This window comes from Kitasatospora sp. YST-16 (genome assembly GCF_026802215.1).
Classification (GTDB): domain Bacteria; phylum Actinomycetota; class Actinomycetes; order Streptomycetales; family Streptomycetaceae; genus Kitasatospora; species Kitasatospora cineracea.
This window is the reverse complement of the sequence record NZ_CP113837.1, coordinates 6,382,029-6,401,602: the sequence shown is the minus strand read 5'-3', so window position 1 is coordinate 6,401,602 and position 19,574 is coordinate 6,382,029. Positions and strand designations below refer to the sequence as shown.

Annotated in this window: 18 protein-coding genes; 5 read left to right on the top strand and 13 right to left on the bottom strand. The window is 74.3% G+C overall.

The window, feature by feature from the left end:
- Positions 1-2: 2 nt before the first annotated feature.
- Positions 3-452 carry a group III truncated hemoglobin gene (locus OU787_RS28880; RefSeq protein WP_030460488.1) on the bottom strand — a complete coding sequence of 150 codons (450 nt, stop codon included), beginning with the start codon at positions 450-452 and terminating at the stop codon, positions 3-5.
- A gap of 143 nt (positions 453-595) precedes the next feature.
- On the opposite strand from OU787_RS28880, the gene OU787_RS28875 reads away from it, so the two are divergent.
- The gene (locus OU787_RS28875; protein ID WP_268661121.1) at positions 596-1,585 is read left to right on the top strand and encodes an aldo/keto reductase; all 990 of its coding nucleotides are present in this window, start codon (positions 596-598) and stop codon (positions 1,583-1,585) included.
- Between the two features lie 56 nt (positions 1,586-1,641).
- Here OU787_RS28875 and OU787_RS28870 read toward each other — a convergent pair whose 3' ends face one another.
- The 6 genes from OU787_RS28870 to OU787_RS28845 are packed head-to-tail and all read right to left on the bottom strand — an operon-like array spanning position 1,642 to position 7,309.
- Positions 1,642-2,712, bottom strand: a complete 1,071-nt coding sequence (locus OU787_RS28870) for an LLM class flavin-dependent oxidoreductase (protein ID WP_268661120.1) — start codon at positions 2,710-2,712, stop codon at positions 1,642-1,644.
- 5 nt (positions 2,713-2,717) lie between these two features.
- Positions 2,718-3,632, bottom strand: coding sequence for an ABC transporter substrate-binding protein (locus OU787_RS28865; RefSeq protein ID WP_268661119.1), 915 nt, complete (start codon positions 3,630-3,632; stop codon positions 2,718-2,720).
- A gap of 26 nt (positions 3,633-3,658) precedes the next feature.
- Complete coding sequence (locus tag OU787_RS28860) at positions 3,659-4,393, bottom strand: ABC transporter ATP-binding protein (protein ID WP_268661118.1); 735 nt, start codon at positions 4,391-4,393, stop codon at positions 3,659-3,661.
- Entirely contained in the window at positions 4,390-5,238 is an 849-nt protein-coding gene (locus OU787_RS28855) for an ABC transporter permease (RefSeq protein WP_268661117.1), read from the bottom strand. Before OU787_RS28855 ends, OU787_RS28860 begins: the two co-directional genes overlap by 4 nt.
- Positions 5,235-6,272 carry an ABC transporter substrate-binding protein gene (locus OU787_RS28850; RefSeq protein ID WP_268661116.1) on the bottom strand — a complete coding sequence of 346 codons (1,038 nt, stop codon included), beginning with the start codon at positions 6,270-6,272 and terminating at the stop codon, positions 5,235-5,237. Before OU787_RS28850 ends, OU787_RS28855 begins: the two co-directional genes overlap by 4 nt.
- 26 nt (positions 6,273-6,298) lie before the next feature.
- Positions 6,299-7,309, bottom strand: coding sequence for an ABC transporter substrate-binding protein (locus OU787_RS28845; protein WP_268661115.1), 1,011 nt, complete (start codon positions 7,307-7,309; stop codon positions 6,299-6,301).
- Positions 7,310-7,645: 336 nt separating this feature from the next.
- On the opposite strand from OU787_RS28845, the gene OU787_RS28840 reads away from it, so the two are divergent.
- The gene (locus OU787_RS28840) at positions 7,646-8,416 is read left to right on the top strand and encodes an IclR family transcriptional regulator (protein ID WP_268661114.1); all 771 of its coding nucleotides are present in this window, start codon (positions 7,646-7,648) and stop codon (positions 8,414-8,416) included.
- Positions 8,417-8,626: 210 nt separating this feature from the next.
- Positions 8,627-9,613 carry a quinone oxidoreductase family protein gene (locus OU787_RS28835; protein WP_442788578.1) on the top strand — a complete coding sequence of 329 codons (987 nt, stop codon included), beginning with the start codon at positions 8,627-8,629 and terminating at the stop codon, positions 9,611-9,613.
- Positions 9,614-9,742: 129 nt separating this feature from the next.
- On the opposite strand, the gene OU787_RS28830 is transcribed toward OU787_RS28835, so the two are convergent.
- The 5 genes from OU787_RS28830 to OU787_RS28810 form a co-directional block, all read right to left on the bottom strand.
- Positions 9,743-10,423: a winged helix-turn-helix domain-containing protein gene (locus tag OU787_RS28830; RefSeq protein ID WP_268661113.1), complete on the bottom strand. Its 681-nt coding sequence runs from the start codon at positions 10,421-10,423 to the stop codon at positions 9,743-9,745.
- A gap of 578 nt (positions 10,424-11,001) precedes the next feature.
- Positions 11,002-11,610 carry a GTP-binding protein gene (locus OU787_RS28825; RefSeq protein WP_030462669.1) on the bottom strand — a complete coding sequence of 203 codons (609 nt, stop codon included), beginning with the start codon at positions 11,608-11,610 and terminating at the stop codon, positions 11,002-11,004.
- Entirely contained in the window at positions 11,591-12,103 is a 513-nt protein-coding gene (locus tag OU787_RS28820; protein WP_268661112.1) for a DUF742 domain-containing protein, read from the bottom strand. The genes OU787_RS28825 and OU787_RS28820 overlap by 20 nt, the downstream gene beginning before the upstream one ends.
- A gap of 8 nt (positions 12,104-12,111) precedes the next feature.
- Entirely contained in the window at positions 12,112-12,531 is a 420-nt protein-coding gene (locus tag OU787_RS28815) for a roadblock/LC7 domain-containing protein (RefSeq protein WP_030462671.1), read from the bottom strand.
- The gene (locus OU787_RS28810; RefSeq protein WP_268661111.1) at positions 12,528-15,185 is read right to left on the bottom strand and encodes a sensor histidine kinase; all 2,658 of its coding nucleotides are present in this window, start codon (positions 15,183-15,185) and stop codon (positions 12,528-12,530) included. Before OU787_RS28810 ends, OU787_RS28815 begins: the two co-directional genes overlap by 4 nt.
- 381 nt (positions 15,186-15,566) lie before the next feature.
- Here OU787_RS28810 and OU787_RS28805 point away from each other — a divergent pair, with 381 nt between their 5' ends.
- A complete protein-coding gene (locus tag OU787_RS28805; protein WP_268661110.1) occupies positions 15,567-17,387 on the top strand; it encodes an AMP-dependent synthetase/ligase in 1,821 nt (606 codons plus the stop codon).
- 150 nt (positions 17,388-17,537) lie between these two features.
- On the top strand, positions 17,538-18,653 hold the full coding sequence (locus OU787_RS28800; protein ID WP_268661109.1) for a polysaccharide deacetylase family protein: 1,116 nt from the start codon (positions 17,538-17,540) through the stop codon (positions 18,651-18,653).
- 100 nt (positions 18,654-18,753) lie between these two features.
- On the opposite strand, the gene OU787_RS28795 is transcribed toward OU787_RS28800, so the two are convergent.
- Positions 18,754-19,551 (bottom strand): SGNH/GDSL hydrolase family protein, encoded by a 798-nt coding sequence (locus tag OU787_RS28795; RefSeq protein WP_030462675.1) that lies wholly within the window; start codon positions 19,549-19,551, stop codon positions 18,754-18,756.
- Positions 19,552-19,574: the final 23 nt, after the last annotated feature.

The following is a 19,574-nucleotide window of genomic DNA, read 5'->3' as shown; positions in this document are numbered from 1 at the left end:
CGTCAGAGGGCGGTGCTGCCGGAGGCCAGGCGGACGGCCGAGAGCGGGACGAAGCCGCCGCTGCCGCCGCCGGTGTCCGGTTCGCCGAGGCGGCGCAGCATGGTGACGGAGATCCGCTGCGCCTGGGCCTTGGCGCGTTCGGTGACCGGCCCGGCGTGCCGGCCGTCGAGGGTGGCCCGCCAGAGCTGGACCCAGCGACCGAAGTGCGCGGCGGTGAGCGGGGCGACGGCGTGCAGGGCGGCGTGCGGGGCGAGCGCGTTGCCCCGGTAGGAGGCGGTGCGCAGCAGGGCGCTCTCCCAGAAGTCGGTGATCCGCGGGAGGTGCGCTTCGAGGTCGAGGCGGGCGATCTCGGTGAAGTGCGGGCCGATCAGCGGGTCGGCGAAGGCGGCGCGGTAGAAGAGCCGGAGGGCCTGTTCCAGGTCGGCCCGGCTGGTGATGTCCGGCAGTGCCACGGCGGTGTCCTCCTCGTGCTCCCACGCGCTGTCACGGGCGGTGGCGCTCCGCCGCGCCCGCCCGGCCAGGGTACGCCGGGGCGGGTGTCCACGGGCAGGGCCGTTGGTCCCGCCGGAGGTCCCCACCTGGCAGGATGCTGGTCATGAGCTTCCTCCCCGCGGACGACCGCTATGCCTCGATGACCTTCCGCCGCGCCGGGCGCAGCGGCGTGCAGCTGCCCGCCGTCTCGCTCGGCCTGTGGCACAACTTCGGTGACACCCAGCCGCTGGAGGTGCAGCGCGCGGTGCTGCGCCGGGCCTTCGACCGGGGGGTGACGCACTTCGACCTGGCGAACAACTACGGCCCGCCGTACGGCAGCGCGGAGCGCAACTTCGGCTACCTGTTCGCGCAGGACTTCCGCCCGTTCCGGGACGAGCTGTTCATCGCCTCGAAGGCGGGCTGGGACATGTGGCCGGGCCCGTACGGGGACGGCGGCAGCCGCAAGTACCTGCTGGCCAGCCTGGACCAGTCGCTGGAGCGGATGGGCCTGGACTACGTCGACGTCTTCTACTCGCACCGGTGGGACCCTTCCACCCCGCTGGAGGAGACGATGGGGGCGCTGGACACGGCGGTGCGCTCGGGCCGGGCGCTGTACGCGGCGATCTCCAACTACCCGGCGGAGCAGCACCGGGAGGCGGTGGCGATCCTGCGCGAGCTGGGCACGCCGTGCCTGCTGAACCAGGCCAGCTACTCGATCCTGAACCGGGAGCCGGAGCAGGGCCTGCTGGACGCGGTGGGCGAGACGCAGACCGCGCTGATCGCCTACTCGCCGCTGGCGCAGGGCCTGCTGACGGACCGCTACCTGTCGGGTGACGTGCCGGCGGGTTCGCGGATGTCGGTGGGCCACTTCCTGAAGGAGGAGGCGCTGACGGGGGCGAAGCTGGAGCAGCTGCGGGCGCTGGCGAAGGTCGCGGAGGGCCGCGGGCAGAGCCTGGCGCAGCTGGCGCTGTCCTGGGTGCTGCGGGACGAGCGGGTGGTGTCGGTGATCATCGGCGCCTCCAGCGTGAAGCAGCTGGACCAGAACCTGGACGCGCTGGCGGCCGGTCCGCTGACCGCGGCGGAGCTGGCGGAGATCGACCGGATCAGCAAGTAGCACGTGGCGTGCTGAACGGGCGGGCGGCCGGGGAGAGTTCGGCCGCCCGCCCGGGTTCACGGGTGGAGCTTCGGCAGCACGGTCTCGGCGACCCGGTACGCCTCCTCCAGCAGCGGGTTGCCGGAGAGGATGAAGGTGTCCACGCCCAGCTCCTGGAACTCCCGGAGCCGTTCGACGACCTGTTCGGTGGAGCCGACCACGGCGGTGCCGGGGCCGGGGCGGAACAGGCTCATCCCGGGCCACAGGTTGGGGTGCTCCTCCAGCTCCCGCGCGCGGGCCGGGACGCGGCCGCCGTGCTGGCGGAACTGGCGCTGCCAGCCGACGCCGTCCTCGCCGGCCCGGCCGCCGAGCTGGCGGGCGTAGGTGGCTTCGCTGGTGACGTCGAGCAGCCGGTCGGCGGCGGCCCAGGCCTGTTCCTCGGTGTCGCGGACGATCAGGTGCAGCCGCAGGCCGAGCCGCAGGGTGCGGCCGTGGGCGGCGGCGCGTTCGCGGACGCGTTCCAGCTTCTCCTTGAGCAGGTCCGGGGGTTCGCCCCAGGTGAGGTAGACGTCGACGTGTTCGGCGGCGACCTCGATGCCGGCCGGGGAGGAGCCGCCGAACCAGAGCGGGATGTGGCCCTCGCGCAGCGGCGGCAGGTCGCGCAGCGAGGCTCCGGCGTTCTTCAGCTGGTAGAACTCGCCCTCGTGGTCGAAGACTTCGCCGCTGGTGAGGCGCTTGACCAGGTTCCAGTACTCGGCGGACAGCCGGTAGCGGTCGTCGTGCTCGACGTGCAGGCCGTACTCGCGCAGTTGGTTGGTGGAGCCGTTGACCACGTTGAAGCGGAGCCGGCCGGGGCCGTGCAGGTGCTCGAAGGAGAGCGCCATCTTGGCCAGCAGGGTGGGCGAGACCAGGCCGGGGTGGACGGCCAGCAGGGGTTGGAAGCCGGGGCCGGTGGCGGCGGCCAGCGCGGAGCCGAGCGTCCACACGTCGTACTGGTCGGTGGCGAGCAGGGCGCCGGTGTAGCCCAGGCGTTCGACGGTGGCGGCGAGGTGCTGGAGGTAGCCGAGGTCGACCGGGCGGCGGCCTTCGGGCTCCCACGGGTAGTGGCCCTCGCGGGGGATCAGGTACCAGAGGACTTCGGTGGCCATGGTGCTCAGACCTCCCGGACGGCGGCGGCGCGGGAGATGGCGGCGGCGACGGGCTGCTCCAGTTCGGGCAGGTGGATGTCGGCGACGGTGACGGCCCGGTCGATGAAGCCGACCCGGTGGAAGATGTCGGCGGCCTCCTGCTGTTCGGCGGCGAACTCGGCGGTGGCGGGCTCCAGTTGCCAGGGCAGGGCGGCGAGCGCGGTGTGCCAGTCGGCGGCCTCGCCGCCCTGGTCCTCGGCGGCGAGGGCGGCGGCCTCGGCGGGGTGGGCGGCGGCCCAGTGGTCGGCGCGCTGGAGGGCGGTGACGATGGCGGCGACGATCTCGGGGCGCTGGACGGCGAGTTCGCGGCGGGCGAAGAACACCGAGCGGTCGGTGATGACGTCGCCGGTGCGGACCAGTTCGCGGAACTCGCCGGTGCGGCGGGCGGCGGCGAGTTCGGCGCCCTGGGCGATCCAGCCGGCGATGGCGCCGCTGCGCAGCCGCTCGGCCTCGTCCCCGGCGGGGCGCTCGGCGCTGATGTCGTCGCGGTAGGAGAGCCCGTGCTGGTCGAGGGCCTTGGCGAGCAGGTGGGTCTGCCAGGAGCCGATGCCGAGCACCACGCTGCCTCCCTTGAGGTCGGCGACCGACTGCACCGGGCCGTCGGCGGCGACCAGCAGCGCGCCGTGGTCGGGGCGGGGCGCGGAGACGGCGGTGTAGACGATGTCGTGCCCGGCGGCCTGGGCGGTGATCGGCGGGGTGGAGCCGGTGCCGCCGAAGTCGATGGTGCCGTCGGCCAGGTAGGGGCCGGTCCTGGTGCCGTCCGTGTAGTGGTGGAACTCGGCGCTCTCGCCGAGCGGGGCCAACTCCTGCTGGAGGTAGTCGAGTCGGGCCAGGTGGTAGAGGGAGGGGTTGGAGCGGTGCACACCGACGGTGACGGTCATGGCGGTCTCTTTCCTTGGAGCGGTGGCTAGTTGACGTGCTGTGGGGCGGGGTCCTGGTGCACGCCGAGGTCGGCGAGCAGGCGGCGGCGCAGCGCGGCGAAGTCGGGGTCGGCGGCGTCCCGGGGGCGTTCGACGGTGACGGTCTCGTCGCGGACGAGTGCGCCGTCGCGCAGCACGGCGACCCGGTCGGCGAGCCGGATCGCCTCGTCCACGTCGTGGGTGACCAGCAGGACGGCGGGCCGGTGCTTGCGGCACAGTTCGCCGACCAGGTCCTGCATGCGCAGCCGGGTGAGCGCGTCCAGGGCGGCGAACGGCTCGTCCAGCAGCAGGAGTTCGGGTTCCCGGACGAGGGCCCGGGCGAGGGCGGCGCGCTGGGCCTCGCCGCCGGAGAGGGTGCCGGGCCAGGCGTCGGCGTGGTCGGCGAGGCCGACCTCGGCCAGCGCCCGGCGGCCGGTCTCCTTGGTGGCGGCGCCGCGCGGCAGGCCGACGGTGACGTTGGCCAGGACGCGCTTGGACGGGATCAGCCGGGGTTCCTGGAAGACCACGGTGCGCGAGGGCGGGACGAGCACGGTGCCCTGGTCGGCGCGGTCGAGCGCGCCGAGGATCCGCAGCAGGGTGGTCTTGCCGGTGCCGGAGGCGCCGAGCAGGGCGAGGAACTCGCCGCGGGCGATGTCCAGGTCGACGCCGTCCAGGACGGCCCGGGTGCCGAACACCCGGCGCAGGCCGCGCAGGTGGACGGCGGGGGTGGTGGGGGTGCTCATCGTCCGGCCCCCTGCCGTCCACCGGCGGACCGCCAGGGCATCAGGACGCGTTCCAGGACCCGGACCGCGCCGTCGGCGGCCAGGCCGAGCAGGCCGTAGATCAGGATGCAGACGGCGAGCACGTCGGTGCGGGAGAAGTTCTGCGCCTGGGCCATCAGGTAGCCGATCCCCTCGGTCGAGTTGATCTCCTCGGCGGCGATCAGCGCGATCACGCTGAGCGTCATCGACAGCCGCAGCCCGGACAGCAGGGCGGGCAGCGCGCCGGGCAGCACCACCTCGCGGACGATCGCCCAGCGGGAGAGGCCGAAGCTGCGCATCGCCTCGACGAGTTTGCGGTCGGTGTTGCGGACGCCGCCGGAGGCGGAGACGTACATCGGGAAGGAGGTGGCCACGCCGATCAGGGCGATCTTCGCGGTCTCGGTGATGCCGAACCAGACCATGAACAGCGGCACCAGCGCCAGGAACGGGACGGTGCGCAGCACTTGGACCGCCGAGTCGAGCAGTTCCTCGCCGAGCCGGAAGAAGCCGGTGACCACGCCGAGCACCAGGCCGGCCCCGGCGCCGAACAGCAGGCCGAGGGCGGCCCGGGTGAGCGAGGTGGAGAGCGCGTCGCCGAGCTGCCCGTTGCCCCACAACTCCCCCACCGCTTGCAGGACTTGGCCGGGCGAGGCGAGCACGTCGGGGGTGAGCGCGCCGGTCGCCGAGGAGATCTGCCAGGCGGCGATCAGCGCGAGCGGGCCCAGGGTGCGCAGGGCGAGCGAGACGCCGCGCGGCCGGGCGGCGGTGGCGCGGGCCCTGGGGGCGACCAGCCCGGCCGCCCGGGCCTGCTCGGTGGTGACGGTCATTTCCCGCTCCCGGCGAGGGAGTTGACGTCGAGCAGGTAGGGCTTGACGTCGACCAGGGTCTTGGTGACGCCCTGGTCGGCGTAGAACTTGGCGACCACCGCGAACCGGGCCGCGTCGGCGTCGGTGATCGGCGAGTCCACGGCGCGCTGCTTGCCGAAGTCGACGGCGATGTCCTTCTCGGCGGGGGTGACGGCGGTCGGGCCGGCGTCGGTGAACACGTTGAGGTAGGCGGCCGGGTCGGCCTTCTCCTTGGCGCCGTTCTCGTGCAGGTAGCCGTAGAACGCCTTGACCACCTCGGGGTGCTTCTCGGCGAAGGACGAACGCACCGCCCACACCGCGTAGTTGTCGCTGCCGACGGCCTTGCCGTCGGCCAGGAAGTGGGCGTTCGCGTTGGCGATGGCGGGGATCGAGAAGGTGCCCCAGGTCGCCCAGGCGTCGACCTGGCCGGAGTTGAAGACCCCGGAGGTCTGGTCGGCCCGCAGGTAGACCCGCTGCACCTGGTCGGCCGGGATGCCGTTCTTCTCCAGGGCCTTGAGCAGCAGGTACTCGGAGGTGCCGCCCTGCGAGACGGCGACCTTCTTGCCGACCAGGTCCTTGATCTCCTTGATCGGGGAGCCGTTCTTCACCAGGATGCCCTCGCCCGCCTGGTCCGGTTCGGTCTGCGCGAACAGCTTGAAGCCGGGCTTCTGGGCGAGCGCGGCGACGGCCGAGGTGATCGAGCCCTGGGCGACGTCCAGCTGGTCGGCGTTCAGGGCCTGCGCGGCGGGGGCGAACGGCCCGGCGCTGCCCGTCCACACCACCTTGGCGTGCGCGGCGGCCAGCGCCGCGTCCAGCGAGCCGTCCTTCTTGCCCTTGGCGAGGAAGCCGGAGTTCCCGGGGTCGGGCACTCTCAGCACCACCTCGGCGCCGCCTTTTCCGTCGGCGGAGGCCGAGGCGTCCTTCGCGGACGAGCCGCAGGCGGTCAGGGCGAGCGCGGCGGCGGCGGTCAGGGCGGTGGCGGCGAGCAGGGTGCGGCGGCGGGCGGGGGTGCGCATGGGGTTCTCCAGGAAGGGCGGGCGGGTCAGGAACGGGCGGCGAGCAGGGCGCGGGCGGCGGCCAGCGGGGCGGGGTCGGCCCAGGCGTGGACGTCGACCCGGTCGGCGAGGAAGCCCTGGGCGTGCAGGAACTCCTGCTGCTGGGCGAGGAGTTCGAGGCGTTCGGCGGACAGGTCCGGATGCAGGGTGCGGTGGCTGCCCGCAGCGTAGGCTCCGGCGACGCCCTCCGGTCCGGCGCCGGTCTCGGCGCCGAGGATCCGGGCCACCTCCGCGGGCCGGTCGGCGGCCCAGTCGGCGGCCCGCAGCAGCACGGCGAGGAACCGGGCCACCAGCTCGGGGTGCTCGTCCAGCAGGTGCTGGTGGACGGTGATCGGGCGCGGGGTGCCGTTGTTGACCCGGTGGCGGCGGTCCGGCAGCGCGTCCAACTCGACGGCGGGGACGGCCCCGTGGCGGCGGGCGGCCTCCACGGCGAGCGCGCCCTTCACGTACACGGCGTCCACCCGGCCCTCGGCCAGCGCGGCCAGCTCGGCCTCCCACTGGCCGCCGCTGCGCCCGGCCTCGACGTCCACCCACTCGGCGTCCGCCGGGGCGAGTCCGGCCGAGGCCAGTGCGCCGTGGTGCCCGGCCAGCGCCATCGCCCGCCAGAAGTCGATGGCGATCGGGTGCCGGGGCACCGCGAGCCGGCGGCCGCGCAGCCCTTCGGCGGAGTCGATGCCGCTGCCCTCCCGGACGAGCACCGCCTGGCGCTCCTCGATCCAGGTCAGGCCGATCAGCCTGGTCCGCTCGCCGCGCGAACGCGCCCACAGCGCCGGGACGTTGCCGCCCTCCCGGAACAGGCCGGTCAGCGCGTGGGTGTAGTGGTGGTCGGCGGCGACCTCCGGCGGGACGTCCTGCAGCGAGCGCACCGCGATGCCCTCGGCCGCGAACTCCCGGGCCAGCCAGCCCTGGTCGGCGGCGATGCCGGTGGCGGTCGGCACGGGGCAGCGGGTGAACCACAGGGTGTCGGGGTACGGCGGCGCGGCGGGGGGCGTGCTCATGGCGGGGCTCCGGAGATCGGCAGGAGGCGCGCGGGCGTCGTTCCACATGGCGGGAACGGCCGGGCGGGGAAAGGGGGTTCGGGGAGCGGTCAGCGACAACAGGAGGAGTGGCACCGGTGCGGCTTCACGGTGGACCCCCTCCTGCTCGAACCGGCTGACGGACCGAGCGTTCCACCCGTCCGGGGGCGGAATCAAGCCTTGCCAGATGATGGGACCAGCTGTTCACGGCAGGCCGGACAGCCGCAACACTGCCGACACACTGCCGTCGTGATCACTCCCATATCCTGGAAACGGCACGGGAGTTGCCCGTCCACGAGCCGACCCGGAAGAGGTGCGATGCCCGGCTCCGGAACCCTCTCCGCCCCGCCGGCCGGTGCCCAGGCGGTCCACCGGGCCCTCGGCCTGCTGCACTGCTTCCACGACAACGGGCCCGACCTCAGCGCCTCCGAACTCGCCCGCCGCACCGGCCTGTCCGTCTCCACCGCGCACCGCCTGGCCCGCACCCTAGTCGCCACCGGCTTCCTCGACCAGGACGAGCACACCGCCCGCTACCGGCTCGGCCCGGCCGTCGCCGAACTCGGCCAACTCACCTTCCACCAGCGCGGACTGCACCTGGCCGGCCCCGAACTCGACCTGCTCGCCCGGCGCACCGGCGCCACCGCCGACCTCGCCATCCGCTCCGGCCCGCACGCCGTCATCCTGGTCGGCGGCTCCGTCCTGCCCTCCACCGGCCTCGGCCTGCGCCGCCCGCTGCACTCCACCGCCCTCGGCAAGGTGCTGCTCGCCTGGCCCTCCCCCACCGAGACCCCGCTGCGCGGCCCGCTCCCCGCCTACACCCCGCACACCCTCACCGACCCCGCCGCCCTCGACGCCGAACTCGCCCGCACCCGCGACCGCGGCTACGCCCTCAACGACGGCGAATCCGCCCCCGGCATCCGCACCCTCGCCGTCCCCGTCCTCGACCGCACCCCCACCGCCCGCTTCGCCCTCGCCGTCCGCTCCACCCCCACCCACCTCACCCCCGAAACCCTCCCCCGCACCCTCACCCACGCCCACACCTGCGCCCAGGCCCTGGCCGTCCTGCTCCTGCCCCCGGACCAGCGCTAGGCGTACCGCCCCGTGAGGTGGGGGACGCCGCCGGCGGAGGGGTTCCTGCGAGCGCGGCGCGTCCGCGGTGGTGATCGTGGGAGCGGAGCCACCGGTCCGGCCCAGGGGGCGGCGGGCTGGTCCGCTTGCCGGGAATCGGGTCACCACCAACGGGGTTGGTGGGGATGAACCGTTATTGGAGGGGTCATGCGAGCAATTCAGGTGTACGGGGTGGGCGGTCCCGAGGTGCTGCAGGAGGCCGAGGTGGACCAGCCGCGGCCGGGTCCGGGCGAGGCCCTCGTGGAGGTCGCCGCATCCGGGGTCAACTTCCTCGACGTCTACCACCGCGAAGGCCGGTACAGCCTCCCGCTGCCCTTCACCCCGGGCGCCGAGGGCGCCGGCACGGTCGTCGAAGTCGGACCCGGCGTCGCCGACGTCGCGGTCGGGGACCGGGTCGGCTGGGTGGAGGTTCCCGGCACGTATGCCGAGCGGGCCGTCGTGGACTCCTCCCGGCTGGTGCCGCTGCCCGACGACGTCGACTTCGAGACGGCCGCCGCCGTGCTCCTCCAAGGCATGACCGCGCACTACCTCGTCAAGGACGCCTACCCGGTCCAGGAGGGTGACACGGTGCTCGTGCACGCGGCTGCCGGTGGCATGGGGCTCCTTCTGACCCAGCTCATCACCCGCCTCGGCGGCAGGGTGATCGGTACGACGTCGACCGCGGCGAAGGCCGAACTGGCGAAGCGCGCCGGGGCCGCCGAGGTGGTCCTCTCCTCCGCGGTCGACGATCTCGCGGCCGAGGTGAGGCGGCTCAACGGCGGCCGGGGACTGCCGGTCGTCTTCGACGGCGTCGGTGCGCACACCTTCGATGCGAGCCTCGCCAGCCTGCGGCCCCGCGGCCATCTCGTGCTCTTCGGCGCGGCAAGTGGCGCCGTACCGCCGTTCGATCCGATGCGGCTCGCCCGCGGCGGTTCGCTGACCCTGATCCGGCCCAGCCTCGGGGACTTCATCGCCGAGCGGTCCGAACTGCTCCGCCGGGCCGCCGACGTGTTCGAGTGGGTGCGCTCCAAAGCGTTCGAGGTCACCGTGACGGGCCGCTACGCACTGTCCGAGGCCGCCCGGGCCCACAGCGATCTGGAGGCTCGGCGCACCACCGGCAAGCTGCTCGTCGTACCCGGTGCGACCGCTGTCGGGCGCCGCGAGGAGACGCAGAGCTGACCGTCGAGGGCGGGCCCGGTGTCGTGCTGCGGCCCGAGGGGCCGGGCCTCGCCGCGCCGGTGTCCGGACGGCGAAGGGCCCCGCCTGCACGTGTAGAAGCAGGCGGGGCCCTTGCCGTCCGGGGGTTGGCTACGCGGCGGGTGCGTACTTGTAGCCGACGCGGCGGACGGTGACGATGGTGTCGCGGTAGGCCGCGCCGAGCTTGCGGCGCAGGCGGGCGACGTGGACGTCGACGGTGCGGCCGTCGCCGACGTGGCCGTAGCCCCAGACGGTGTGGACGAGTTGGTCGCGGGTGTGGACGCGGTGGGGGTGCTCGGTGAGGTGGGCGAGGAGTTCGAACTCGAGGTAGGTGAGGTCGAGCAGCGAGCCGTCGACGTAGGCGTTGCGGCGGTCCAGGTCGACGGAGATGCCGCTGTCCGCGGGGCGGGTGAACGGCCGGGCGGCCGGAGCCTCGGCGGAGGCGAGCGCGGGGGCGGGGGCGGCGGTGCCCCGGCCTTCGGCGGGCACCAGGACCAGGTAGCCGACCAGCGGGGAGTCGGCCGCGCCGAGCTGCGCCAGCAGCCCCTGCGGGAGGACGGACTGCGGGAGGGCGGCGACCACGGCCGCGCCGTCCTGGAGTCCGGCCAACAGGCTCTCGGGAGCGAGGGCGGCGGGCGCGGCGGGCGCGGCGACCGGCCGCGGCGGGACGGCGGTCCGCCGGTGCTCGGTGAGCGGGGCGGGCCCGCCGGCGGGGGCGAGGTTCGGCAGGGCGCGGACCGCGCGCAGGTGCGGGGTCGAGGTGGCAGTGGCGGTGGCGGTGGCGTACGGCATGGTGAGGGCTCTTTCGCGCGTGACGGGCGGTGGGTGGTCGTCGTCTGCGCTTCCGGCGCACGGGGGGTGACGGTGGGTCAGGTCCGGGGCCGGGAGGCGCGGGGCGCGCGCCGACAGGTCTGGTCGAAGTGGTGGTTCCGGCGCGAGGGCCAGAACGGTTCGAGGAGGGTGCGAGGCTGCACGGTTGCTCTCCGGAGCGCGGCGGGGTCGACGGGGACGCGCGGAACCGCCACCGCCCGGCGAGGCGCCGGGGGGTGGCGGTGCGTCAGCGACAGCAGGCGCTGTAGATCCGGCCGTGGTCGATGTACCGACGGACGGTGAGCACGGGGAGCGCGGGGAGCACGGCGAGGCGGACCGGGACGGTCATGACGCTGCTCCTCCCCCGGAGTGTGTCGGAAGCCCGCGGCCAACGGCGGGCACGGGTACGAGACTTCCACGCCCGGTGCCCGGAAGGCAACCCACTGCACCGCCCCATCCGCGGGGCGAGACAGAAACCGTCCGCCATCCGGACAGCACCGCCGTGACCTGCGCGGATCCGAAAAATATCGGAGGCAGAACTACCTCGGGCGAGAGCCGCGCTACAGCTGGATCCCGGCCCGGGCCGCCGCGTGCTCGACCAGCCGGATCAGCAGTTCCCTGCCGTCCTCGCGCCGCCGGGCGTCGCACAGCAGCACCGGCACCCCGGCCGGCAGGTCGAGCGCGGCCCGGACGTCGTCGGGGGCGTACACCTCGGTGCCCTCGAAGCAGTTGACGGCGACCACGAACGGGATGCCGCGCTGCTCGAAGTAGTCGACCGAGGGGAAGGAGTCGGCCAGGCGCCGGGTGTCGGCGATGACCACCGCGCCGAGGGTGCCGCGGGCGAGTTCGTCCCAGACGAACCAGAACCGGTCCTGCCCGGGGGTGCCGAACAGGTAGAGGGCGAGGCCGGGCCTGAGGTCGATCCGGCCGAAGTCCATGGCGACGGTGGTGGTGCGCTTGGCCTCCACCCCGGCGGTGTCGTCGACCGGCCGGCCGATCTCGCTGAGCAGTTCCTCGGTGCGCAGCGGGCGGATCTCGCTGACCGCGCCGACCAGGGTGGTCTTGCCCGCGCCGAAGCCGCCGGCGATCAGGATCTTGACCGCGCCGACGCCCCAGGGGGCCTTGCGGGCGGCGGGGGTGGACGGGGCGTCAGAGTGCACGGAGGCCATTGATCACGTCTCGCAGCAGGCGCTCGTCCGGTTGCTGGGCGAGCTGGAAGGGTCGGGTGACGCTGATCAGCTCGGCGTCGTGGAGGTCGCCGAGCAGGACCCGGACCACGCTCACCGGCAGGTCGGTGTAGGACCCCAGCTCGGCGACGCTGAGCGGCTCGTCGCGGCAGAGTTCGAGGATCGCGTGGTGTTCCGGGTCGAGCGCGGGGTCGGTGCGGGAGCCGCCGGGGCCGGGCAGGGCCGGCACCGCGGCGGTGACGAGCGAGATCAGGTCGAACAGGCCGTCGTCGACCGGGCGGGCGCGTCCTCTGGTCATCGAGAACAGCCGGACCACCGGTCCGGCCTCGTCGTCGAACCAGCGGTCGTCCACCGGGGTGCGGGGGGCGAACAGGTCGACCGGCGGCTCGCCGGCCGGCCCCTGGTCGGCGGTCGCCCCGCTGAGGTCGGCCGGGGCGGGGGCCCCGGTCGGCTCGGTCGGCTCGGGCTCGCTCATCGGATCGGTCATCTCCCGGGCAGCGTGGTATCGGTCCTCGGTTCGGCGGCGAGGTGCTCGCCGACGCGCTTGACCAACAGTGCCATCTCGTAGGCGATCTGGCCCACATCGGATTCGGCGTCGCTGAGCACGGCCAGGCAGCTGCCGTCGCCGGCCGCGGTGATGAACAGGAAGGCGTCGTCCAGTTCGACCATGGTCTGCCGGACGCCGCCGACCCGGAAGTGCCGGCCGGCGCCCTTGGCGAGGCTGTGGAAGCCCGCGGCGACCGCGGCGAGGTGCTCGGCGTCCTCCCGGTCCAGGCCGCTGGAGACGCCGGTGGCCAGGCCGTCGCTGGAGAGGATCACCGCATGCCGAAGGGTCGCCACCCGGCCGACCAGGTCGTTGAGGAGCCAGTCGAGGTCCCCGGACGGCGGTGTTGTTGCGGTCATGATTCGGTTCCTTCTGCTGGTGCGGGCGGTGCGGTCGGCGTCGGGTGCGCCGGTGGGACGGAGCGGGCGGGGGGCAGCGCGTGCGGCACCGGCGCGGAGGGCAGCGCGACCCGCAGTCTGGGCGGCTGGCCGAGGGCCGGCGCCCGTACCGGGGTGGGCCGTTCGGGGGTGCCCGGGCTGTCGGCGGGCTCCGGTTCGGAGCGCACCACGGTGAGCGAGGCGGGCTGCAGCCGGTCGCCGCGGCCGCGGGCGAAGCCGCGCTGGAAGGAGGCGAACGCGGAGCGGGCCTCCTCGGGGTCGCGCTCGCGGGCGGGTTCGGCGGCCTCCGGTCCGGCGCCGGCCCGCAGTTGCGGGGCCAGGTTGGCCTGCCGGACCCGCTTGGGCAGCAGGCCGCCGGCCACCGGGGTGAGCGCGGGGCCCGCGGCGGGCCCGGCGGCGGGCTCGGCGGGTGCCGCGGCGGGCAGCGCGGGCCGTCCGCCGTCCTCCTCGCCGGGGCGGCGGTGGCGCCCGGTGCCCTCGGCGGCGGCCTGCTCGGCCGCGGCGGCGGTGCGGCGGCGCGGCAGCCCGCCGGGGGTGCTGGACGGTTCGGCGGCGGACGGGCGGGGCCCGCCGAGCACGGCGGCCGGGGCGGCGGGCGCGGCGTGCGCGCCCTGGCCGCGGACGGCCGGAGCGGCCGCGGCGGGCGCGGGCGGACGGCGGTGGGTGCCGGTGTCCTCGCCGCTCTGCCGGGGGGCGTCGGGGGCGGTCTCGACGGTCTCGGCGAGCAGTTCGCGCGGGACCAGCACGACCGCGGAGGTGCCGCCGTAGGGGCTGGGCCGCAGGTGCACCCGGATGCCGTGCCGGCGGGCCAGCCGGGAGACCACGAACAGGCCGAGCCGGTCGGTGTCGGCGAGGTCGAACTCCTGCTCCACGGCGAGGCGCTGGTTGATCTCCTCCAGGTGCTGCTCGCTCAGGCCGAGGCCGCGGTCGTCGATCTCCAGGCAGAAGCCGTGCGCGACCACCTCGCCCTGGACGGTGACCTGGGTCTGCGGCGGGGAGAACACGGTGGCGTTCTCGACGAGTTCGGCGACCAGGTGGGTGACGTCGGCGACGGCGGAGCCGAGCAGGCCGGTGCCGGGGAACGGGCGGACCTGGACCCGGGCGTAGTCCTCGACCTCGCCGACGGCGGCGCGCACCACGTCGACCATCCGGACCGGCTTGCGCCAGGCGCGGCCGGGCGAGCCGCCGGAGAGGATGATCAGGCCCTCGGCGTGCCGGCGCATGCGGGTGGTGAGGTGGTCGAGCCGGAACAGGTCCTCGAGTTCGCGGGGGTTCTCGGTGCGGCGCTCCATGGTGTCGAGCAGGGTGAGCTGGCGGTGCAGCAGCACCTGGGAGCGGCGGGCCAGGTTGACGAAGACGGCGGAGACGCCGCGGCGCAGTTCGGCCTGTTCGACGGCGGCCTCGACGGCGACCCGCTGGACTTCGTTGAAGGCCCGGCCGACCTGGCCGATCTCGCCGGTGCCGAACTCGAGTTGGGGCACTTCGGCGACCACGTCGACGGCGTCGCCGCGGCGCAGCCGGAGCATCACCGAGGGCAGCCGGGTGGCGGACAGGTCGGCGGCGGCGTTGCGCAGGCCGACGAGTTCGCGCACCAGGCGGCGGCCGGTGCGGTAGGAGATGACGAGGGACAGCACGACCGCGGCGAGGCCGATCAGGCCGGCCGTGCCGCCGCGCACCAGCGACCGGATCGCGTTGTCGCGGGCCTGGGTGCCGAGGTCGGCGGCGAGCCGGGCGTTGATGGCGTCGATGTCGGTGAGGACGGCGGCCGCGGTCTCGTCCCAGTAGTCGACGGAGCCGCCGCGCACTTCCAGGGCGCGGTCGGCGGCCTTGTCGAAGCCGGTCTCGGCGGCGGTGAGCAGGCTCCAGTTCTGGCCCATGCGCAGCGCGTTGTAGGACTGCCGGTCCTGGGTGTCGAGTTCGGCGATGTAGATCCGGAACAGGGCCTGCTGGGCGTTCATGGCGTCCAGGGCGACCTGCTGCTTGCGGGGGTCGGAGGCGGCGGCGGAGCTGCCGGCCCGCAGGGCGCGCATCGCGGCGCTCTCCTGGGAGAGGTACTCGCCGGCCCGGGAGAGCTCGACCAGGATGGTGCCCTGGCGGGGCAGCGAGCCGGTCTGCTTGGCGATGAAGGAGGAGCGGAACGCGAACACCGGGTTGATCAGGTCGCTGTAGTCGCGCAGGGCGCCGTCCCAGCTCTGCTTGAGCCGGCCGATCTGGCTGCGGATGGCGCCGAGTTGGTCGGCGACCGAGAGCACGTCCTGGTAGCGGGCGCGCTGGTCGGCGTCGAGCTTGCCGGCGTCGTGGCTGCTGCCCTGGTAGCGCAGCAGCTGCAGGTCGCGGTCGGTGGTGGTGCGGGCCTTGTCGTAGGCGGCGGCGTAGTCGGCGTTGCCGGGGGCGGCCAGCCGCAGGACGGCGGCGGAGCGTTCCTGCTGGAGGTCGTAGGCGTACTGGTCGGCGGGGTTGCCGAAGGCGGTGTAGGTGGAGCTGAGGTCGAGCTGGTTCCACACGTCGCCGGTGGTGACGAGGGTGGCGTACACCCACAGGCCGCTGAGCGCCGCGAGGGGCACCAGGAGCAGCGCGACGATCCTCGCGCGGATCGAGCTGCGGCGCAGGCGCATACGGGTCCTTAGTGGTCCTCGGGCGGAAGGTCTGTGGGACGCGGGTGGGCGGGGCGCGGCCGGGCGCGCGCGGGCAGGGGCGGGTACCGGAGGGTTCGAGAGCCGCGAGCCTACTACTTCCTGACCATCCGTTCGTAGGGTGAAAGTGCATCGTGATCGGCTGTTGTCCGGATCGTCCTTTAATTTCCCCGCCGGGTCCTGGCATGGCCCCGACCTGCGGGCCTTCCTCCGGTGCGGGGTGTTGCCGGTCGGTGACTCTGGGCAGCGCCGCGCCGATCGGGTAGCTTCGCCGGTACCGCGGTCCGGCCGCCGGCCGGCCGTGCGGGCCGACCCGGCGGGCAGGGTCCGGACCGGCGGACCGGGGCGGGATCGGGGGGTACCGTGCGAGAGTTCAGCAGCCCCGCGGCGGGCGGCGCGCCGACCGGCGGCCTGGCCGACTCGGTGTTCGACCGGGCGGAGCGGGAGCCGGGACTGGTGCTGATGTCCCGGCTGGTGGACGGCGTCTGGGAGCCGGTGACGGCGGCCCGGTTCCGCGACGAGGTGCTGGCGCTGGCCCGGGGCCTGCTGACCCGCGGGGTGCGCTACGGCGACCGGGTCGCGGTGATGTCGGCGACCCGCTGGGAGTGGACGCTGTTCGACTACGCGCTCTGGGCGGTCGGGGCGATCCCGGTGCCGGTGTACCCGACGGCCGCGCCGGACCAGGTGCGCTGGATCCTGGCGGAGACCTCGGCGGTGGCCTGCGTGGTGGAGGACGAGGACCAGGCGATGACGGTCGGCGCGGTGTGCGACGCGCTGCCGGAGCTGACCGGCATCTGGCAGCTGGACCGCGGCTGCGTGGCGCAGTTGGCGGCGGACGGCGCGGGCGTGCCGGACGCGCTGGTGCACCGTCAGCGGCTGGGGGTGTCGCCGGACTCGCTGGCCAGCGTCATCTACACCTCGGGCACCACCGGCCGTCCCAAGGGCTGCCTGCTGACCCACGGCAACTTCGCGTCGGTGGCGGACGCCGTGCTGGCGGGCTGGGACGAGGTGATCCGGGACACCGGGGGCGAGCAGCCCGCCACCCTGCTGTTCCTGCCGCTGGCGCACGTGTTCGGGCGGCTGACCCAGGTGGCGGCGGTGCGCGGCGGGATCCGGATCGGCCACCACGCGAAGCTGGCCTCGGAGAGCCTGCTGCCGGCGCTGGCCGCGTTCCGGCCGACCTTCCTGCACGCGGTGCCGTACATCTTCGAGAAGATCCACCGCCGGGCCCGGGAGGCCGCCGAGGCGGCCGGGCGGCTGGAGCTGTTCGAGCAGGCCGAGCGGGTGGCGGTGGAGTGGGCGGCGGCCTGGGAGCGCCGGGCGCACCGCACCGGCCCGGGCCCCTCCCCGGCGCTGCGGCTGCGGCACGCCGCGTACGAGCGGATGGTGTACCAGCGGATGCGGGCGGTGCTGGGCGGCCGGGTGCGGGCGGTGATGACCGGCGGATCGATGCTGGGCCGGGAGCTGGGGCTGTTCTTCGCGGGCGCGGGCATGACGGTGTACGAGGGCTACGGCCTGACCGAGTCGTCCGCGCCGGTGACCGCGAACCCGCCGCGGCGGCCGAAGTTCGGCACGGTGGGCCGTCCGCTGCCGGGGTCGACGGTGGCGATCGCCGAGGACGGCGAGGTGTGGGTGAAGGGGCCGGGCGTGTTCTCCGGGTACCTCAACCACCCGCGCTGCTCGGACGAGGCGCTGTGCCGGGGCTGGCTGGCCACCGGGGACCTGGGCGAGCTGGACGAGGACGGCTACCTGACGCTGACCGGCCGCAAGAAGGAGGTGATCGTCACCTCCAGCGGCAAGAACCTGGCGCCGGCGGTGCTGGAGGAGCGGGTGCGGGCGCACCCGCTGATCGCCCAGTGCCTGGTGGTGGGCGACAACCGGCCGTATCTGGCGGCGCTGATCACGCTGGACCCGGTGGCGCTGGCGCACTGGCTGCGGGCCCGCGGGCGGCCGCCGCTGGAGGTGCGGCAGGCGCTGACCGACCCGGAGCTGCACCAGGAGGTGCAGCGGGCGGTGGGGGCGGCGAACACCACGGTGTCGCGGGCCGAGTCGATCCGGGCGTTCCGGTTGCTGCCGCGCGAGTTCTCGTTGGAGGAGGGGCTGTTGACGCCCTCGCTGAAGATCCGCCGGACGGCGGTGGCGGAGCGCTACGCGGCGGACATCGAGGAGCTCTACGCCGGTTGACCGATCTCGGCCGCCTCTTGAGCGGTACCGCTTGACCGCCGGGATTGGTCCAGTCCATTGTGTGCACCGGCCTGGTGCGGCAGGGCCCCCACCGACCCCCGTCCCTCCGGGAGTCGATCCTCCGCCCGTCCCCCACACTGGAGTTGACCCGTGATCGGTTCCGCCCGCCGCCGTCTCGCGGCCCTCGCCGCCACCGCCGCGCTGGCCTCCCTCGCCACCGCGCCGGCCGCGCACGCGGACGCCCCGGCCCCCGCGCCGAACCTGGCCACCAACCCCGGCTTCGAGATCCCCACCCTGCCGCTGGCCGACTGGGGTTCGGTCCCCGGCTGGCACTGCGCGCCCGGCGAGGGCGCGGTCACCGCCGCCGCCCGCACCGGCGGCGCCGCACTGGCGATCACCCCCGCCTCGGCCGACTCCACCGGTCGGTGCACCCAGACCCTCGCGGTGCGCCCGAACACCGCCTACACGTACCGCGCCTGGGTGCACGGCTCGTACGCCTTCCTGGGCGCGAGCGGCACCGGCCACGACGTCCCCCCGGCCTGGACGGCGTCCACCGGCGACGGCTGGCAGCAGCTGTCCACCTCGTTCACCACCGGCGCGGCCACCACCTCGGTGCAGCTGTACGTGCACGGCTGGTACGGGCAGGGCCCGGTGGCGGTGGACGACGTCTCGGTGACCGGCGACAGCCCGGCGCCCGCGGCGTTCACCACCGGCGTGCCGACCACCGACAAGGTGGTCTTCCTGACCGTCGACGACGGCTGGTTCCGCACCCCGGAGGCGGCGCAGCTGATCGCCGACCGGAAGCTGCCGGTGACGGTCTTCCCGCTGCCGATGCCGGAGGGCTTCGAGCCGGACTACTTCAGCAAGGTCACCGCCGCCCCCGGCTCGGCGATCGAGGACCACAGCGTCTCGCACCGGGACCTGACCACCCTGTCGCCGGCCGAGCAGCAGGCCGAGATCTGCGACGCCCGGGACGCGGTCACCGCGCACTACGGCACCGTCCCGACCGTCTTCCGGCCGCCGTACTTCGCCTGGAACGCCGACGTCCTGCAGGCGGCCGCGAACTGCGGCATGACGCACGTGCTGACCGCGAGCGCCGACTTCACCTCGGGCGCCTCGAACATCGCCCACCCCGGCGGGCTGCAGCCCGGCGATGTGATCATCATGCACTTCACCGATACCCTGGCCGACGACCTGCGGCGCGCGCTGGACGCCGCCGAGCAGGCCGGCCTGCGGCCCGCGGCGCTCACCGACTACCTGCGCTGAGCCCGGGGGTACAGGACGCCGGTGGCCGGGCTCCTCGCACGAGCCCGGCCACCGGTCATTCGTCCCCCACGGACGTCTTGCGGGCACTACCCCCGGCAGGTCACGCCGCGGCGCTGAACGACGGCAGGTAGCCGCTCGCCTGGCCGCTCGCGTTCGGGTGGTAGCTGTCGCTGATCGGCAGCGTGGTGCTGTTCAGCCACTGGGTCGAGGAGCCGCAGATCTCGTGGCCCGCGAAGACCGTCCGGACGTCCTTGAAGGTGAACCCGGCGTTCGCCGCCTGCTTGGCGATGACCGTGTCCAGGGTGTCCGCCGCGCTGTTGATCGCGGTCCGCTTGGTGTCCGAGATCCCGAAGATGCAGCTGCCGGGCACCTGGTAGAGGTGCGGGTAGCCCAGCACCACGACCTTCGCGTTCGGCGCCTTCGACTTGATCTGCCCGTAGAGGTTGGAGAGCTTGCCCGGCAGGGTGGTGGTGGCGTAGCTCTTCGCGGTGTCCACCGCGCTCAGGCAGGAGCTCTCGCTGTTGAGCACGCAGGTCTGCATCGTCGAGGCGAAGCCCGCGTCGTTGCCGCCGATGGTGATCGACACCAGCGTGGTCGAGGTGTTCAGCACGCCCAGCTGATTGGCGATCACGTCGCCCGTGGTCGCGCCGGAACAGGCCACGAACGAGAACGAGGTGGGGGCGTGCGCGGCGTTCCACAGGTACGGGTACGCCTTGGTGCTGCGGCTGCAGCTGCCGCTCTCGCTGGTGTAGCTGCCGGAGCCGACACCGGCCGAGTAGGAGTCGCCGAGCGCGGCGTAGCGCACCCCGGCGGCGTTCGCCTGGGTGGCGGCGGCGAGGGTGGTGATGGACAGGGCCGCCGCGGTGAGGGCGACGGATACGACACGGACGCGAGACATCTGATCCTCCATGAGTGACGCAG

Coding starts and splice junctions, on each gene's coding strand:
- OU787_RS28850 (WP_268661116.1), bottom strand. CDS start 6,272: ATGCGCACCCCCGCCCGCCGCCGCACCCTGCTCGCCGCCACCGCCCTG.
- OU787_RS28840 (WP_268661114.1), top strand. CDS start 7,646: ATGCCCGGCTCCGGAACCCTCTCCGCCCCGCCGGCCGGTGCCCAGGCG.
- OU787_RS28875 (WP_268661121.1), top strand. CDS start 596: ATGAGCTTCCTCCCCGCGGACGACCGCTATGCCTCGATGACCTTCCGC.
- OU787_RS28855 (WP_268661117.1), bottom strand. CDS start 5,238: ATGACCGTCACCACCGAGCAGGCCCGGGCGGCCGGGCTGGTCGCCCCC.
- OU787_RS28795 (WP_030462675.1), bottom strand. CDS start 19,551: ATGTCTCGCGTCCGTGTCGTATCCGTCGCCCTCACCGCGGCGGCCCTG.
- OU787_RS28815 (WP_030462671.1), bottom strand. CDS start 12,531: ATGACCGCAACAACACCGCCGTCCGGGGACCTCGACTGGCTCCTCAAC.
- OU787_RS28845 (WP_268661115.1), bottom strand. CDS start 7,309: ATGAGCACGCCCCCCGCCGCGCCGCCGTACCCCGACACCCTGTGGTTC.
- OU787_RS28825 (WP_030462669.1), bottom strand. CDS start 11,610: ATGGCCTCCGTGCACTCTGACGCCCCGTCCACCCCCGCCGCCCGCAAG.
- OU787_RS28810 (WP_268661111.1), bottom strand. CDS start 15,185: ATGCGCCTGCGCCGCAGCTCGATCCGCGCGAGGATCGTCGCGCTGCTC.
- OU787_RS28865 (WP_268661119.1), bottom strand. CDS start 3,632: ATGACCGTCACCGTCGGTGTGCACCGCTCCAACCCCTCCCTCTACCAC.
- OU787_RS28820 (WP_268661112.1), bottom strand. CDS start 12,103: ATGAGCGAGCCCGAGCCGACCGAGCCGACCGGGGCCCCCGCCCCGGCC.
- OU787_RS28830 (WP_268661113.1), bottom strand. CDS start 10,423: ATGCCGTACGCCACCGCCACCGCCACTGCCACCTCGACCCCGCACCTG.
- OU787_RS28860 (WP_268661118.1), bottom strand. CDS start 4,393: ATGAGCACCCCCACCACCCCCGCCGTCCACCTGCGCGGCCTGCGCCGG.
- OU787_RS28870 (WP_268661120.1), bottom strand. CDS start 2,712: ATGGCCACCGAAGTCCTCTGGTACCTGATCCCCCGCGAGGGCCACTAC.